Source organism: Mycobacterium sp., assembly GCF_032162605.1.
In the GTDB taxonomy this organism is placed as follows: domain Bacteria; phylum Actinomycetota; class Actinomycetes; order Mycobacteriales; family Mycobacteriaceae; genus Mycobacterium.
The window spans coordinates 1-3060 of the sequence record NZ_JAVROT010000534.1; the positions used below are offsets into that span (position 1 = coordinate 1).

Sequence of the window (3060 nt, forward strand, 5' to 3'; positions counted from 1 at the left end):
CCGTCTTGTTGCATCGGCGCGTAGTTCAGTGCACCCGGCGCCGCCGGGTCTGAGGCCGCTGGGAGCGGACCCACCCTGGACGGAACTGCCTGGTTCTGTGCTCCGCGGGGCATTCGCCCCGTCGGCACATGTTCTACCGGCGGCATCGCCGCCCCCGGCAGCGGCTGAATACGGTTCGGCGCTGCCGCGGCAGCTGTCTGCGCGCACGGCGCGGCTGCCGCATGAGGAGCCACGACTACCGGAGCGATGAGTCCAATGGCGGCCACCGACGCCACCGATACCGGTGCGAGTCGGGCAAATACCCACACGTCAAACCTCCGATGGGTGCCTGGACTTCCCCGTTGCTCGTCACCAGCGGACGCGCAGGGATTCAAACCTGTGACGATAGTGACTACAGTGAGAATTGGGGTCAGTGATACGCCGGATCGGTATCCGGTTGTGACCGTGTGGCAACCACCACCAAGACGTCGGACTCCACGGCCCTTTGGGCCGGGCGGTAACTAAAGACCTTCGGCAGATGGCGGGACCAGCAGCTAGCCGATGGCACGGGAAATCTTCTGAGATACCCCCTGCCTGTGTCCGCCGGGGGCAGCTAGGCAATCGCGAGCACGTGGTTCCTAGCAATCCAGTCGTCAATCTGGCCCACGGTGACGGGTAGCGCTTCCCCTGAAAACACCATGTGGTCGGAACGCGGAATTTCGACGTGGGTGCCCTGCTGATACTTGGCTGCGGTCTGGCGCACGACTCCGGTTGGCACGATGCGGTCGCACTCGCCCCCTATCACCAGCACGGGGGTTGTCACCGCTGCGAAGTCGACAACGGTTGGCTTGGAAAGCTTCAGCACCGCAAGGGCCATCTCCCAGAATGCTCGTCCGGATTCGCAGACCAAGCCGTCATATATCTCGCGGGCGGTGTCCTCAGTCTGAGAGTTGGCGATCCACCGTTGACATTGCTCCAACGTCGGGGGATACACCGGCTTGGCCCATGCGCGTGGCCGTAGCAAGGACGGGAGGGCCATCCGCATGTTTGTGGGAGTTGTACCGAAGATGCCCGCCGCTGAGCCAGGACAGGCTGCGACCAACCCAGCGTGGTCTGTGCGCGCGGCAACCAATTGCGCCAGCAGCCCTCCCATCGAATGACCTATTAGAAGCACTGGGGAATCCAGCGAATTCACGTATGCCACTAGGTCGTCGGTGTAGTCGCTAAGGCTTAGCGACGCGACCTTCATCGCACCTTCGCGCATCGGTAGTTCGTGATGACGCAGCGTCGGGGTGTGCACCCTGTAGCCACGCTCTTCGAACGCGGTGCGGGCCGGAGTCAGCTGCTCGCCACGGCTCCACGCGCCATGAATGAGGACGACGTGCTTGGTATCGGACATGAGACTCAGAATGACAGCCGGTGGGGCACACAGTGCCCCGTAAGCGTCATTTTGGGTACACCTCGCGACGGACAGGTCGTCGATGGCACCGTCGGCTGGATATCAGCGACTGGCGAGACGTATCGCACTGCACCCGCCGGAGTCGACCTGTTCCCGCAGCGACGCGCGGCCTGCGAGCGCCGCCCCTGAACAGACGAAGTAGAGCAGAACAACGAAGCGCTCGAATAGTACAGGCACGCAACCATAATCGTGAGCAGCGACCCATCAATAAAGTTCGAAGCATGCTCGAGGAAGCGCGCAGACAGGAAATCGCCGACCGCAAGAACGGCTAGGGTGCCATCATGCCTGTCCTGAGAAGTGCCGGACTGCCATTGAGTATCACGCTCGCATTGGGTCTCGCCGCGGCGGCATCGGCCTGCGACCATAGCCCGGAACGGGCCGGCGACAATCCGCGCCAGGTGACCGTCGTCGGCTCCGGCCACGTACAGGGCGTCCCGGACACGCTCACCGCGGATGTCGGCATCGAGTTCACCGCCCGCGACGTCACCGGGGCGATGGATCAGACCAATAGCCGGCAGCAGGCGGTCATCGATGCGTTGGCCAACCCGGGCGTCGACCGCAAGGACATCAGCACCACCGATGTGAGCCTGCAACCGCAATACGACAATGCCGGCGGCACCATCACCGGGTATCGGGCCGCCAATTCGATCCGGGTCAAGATCCACCCCGCCGGCAACGCGTCGCGCCTGCTGGCCGTCATCGTCGGAACCGGCGGTGATGCGACCCGGATCAACTCGGTCAGCTACTCCATCGCCGATGATTCGCAGCTGGTGAAGGACGCGCGTGCACACGCATTTCAGGACGCCAAAGACCGGGCCGCGCAATACGCGCAGCTGTCCGGGCTCGGACTGGGCAAGATCCTGTCGGTATCAGAAGCCTCCGGCGGCGCATCCCCGACGGGAATTCCAGCGCCACGAAGCGGCATGCAGGCCAGTGTTCCGCTGGAGCCGGGTCAGCAGACGGTGAGCTTCTCGGTCACCGCGGTGTGGGAATTGCGTTAGTCCTGGTAGACCCTCGGGTCCAAAGTTCCGATGTACGGCAGGTCGCGGTAGCGCTCGTCGTAATCCAGGCCGTAGCCGACCACGAACTCGTTGGGGATGTCGAAACCCACGTAGGCGATGTCGGCGTTGGCCCGCCGTGCGTCGGGCTTGCGCAACAGCGTGCACACCCGCAGCGAGTGCGGATGCCGGGTGGCCAAGTTGCGCAGCAACCAGGACAGGGTCAGCCCGGAGTCGACCACGTCCTCGACGATCAGCACATCCCGGTCGTTGATGTCGCGGTCGAGATCTTTGAGGATCCGCACCACACCCGACGAGGACGTCGACGATCCATAGGAGCTGACCGCCATGAACTCGAACTGGGTCGGCAGCGGGATCGCGCGGGCCAGGTCGGTGACGAACATGACAGCGCCCTTGAGCACGGTGATCAACAACAGGTCCCGATCGTCGGCGAGGGACCGTTCGCGAAAGTCCGCACCGATCTGCGCTCCGAGCTCGGCGATGCGGGCCTGGATCTGCTCTTCGCTCAGCAGGACCGACTTGATGTCCCCGGGGTATAGCTCCGGCGATTCCGCTGCCACGCCCACAGCGTGCCATGTCATCGGGCTTAGAACCAACGGTGGC

Annotated in this window: 4 protein-coding genes; 1 reads left to right on the forward strand and 3 read right to left on the reverse strand. The window is 63.9% G+C overall.

Annotated features, from left to right (window positions below):
- Positions 1–592: 592 nt before the first annotated feature.
- Together QOI01_RS29600 and QOI01_RS29605 are read right to left on the reverse strand one after the other, a co-directional pair.
- Positions 593–1378: an alpha/beta hydrolase gene (locus QOI01_RS29600; protein WP_526386711.1), complete on the reverse strand. Its 786-nt coding sequence runs from the start codon at positions 1376–1378 to the stop codon at positions 593–595.
- 102 nt (positions 1379–1480) lie between these two features.
- Complete coding sequence (locus QOI01_RS29605; RefSeq protein ID WP_526386713.1) at positions 1481–1615, reverse strand: hypothetical protein; 135 nt, start codon at positions 1613–1615, stop codon at positions 1481–1483.
- Positions 1616–1719: 104 nt separating this feature from the next.
- On the opposite strand from QOI01_RS29605, the gene QOI01_RS29610 reads away from it, so the two are divergent.
- Positions 1720–2439, forward strand: a complete 720-nt coding sequence (locus tag QOI01_RS29610; RefSeq protein ID WP_526386715.1) for an SIMPL domain-containing protein — start codon at positions 1720–1722, stop codon at positions 2437–2439.
- Here QOI01_RS29610 and hpt read toward each other — a convergent pair.
- Positions 2436–3060 (reverse strand): hypoxanthine phosphoribosyltransferase (gene hpt / locus QOI01_RS29615; protein WP_526386717.1); only part of this gene is annotated, 625 nt, incomplete at its 5' end. The genes QOI01_RS29610 and hpt overlap by 4 nt on opposite strands.

Excerpts from the sequence above, each read along its gene's own strand:
- QOI01_RS29600 (WP_526386711.1), bottom strand. The coding sequence starts at position 1,378 with ATGTCCGATACCAAGCACGTCGTCCTCATTCATGGCGCGTGGAGCCGT.
- QOI01_RS29610 (WP_526386715.1), top strand. The coding sequence starts at position 1,720 with ATGCCTGTCCTGAGAAGTGCCGGACTGCCATTGAGTATCACGCTCGCA.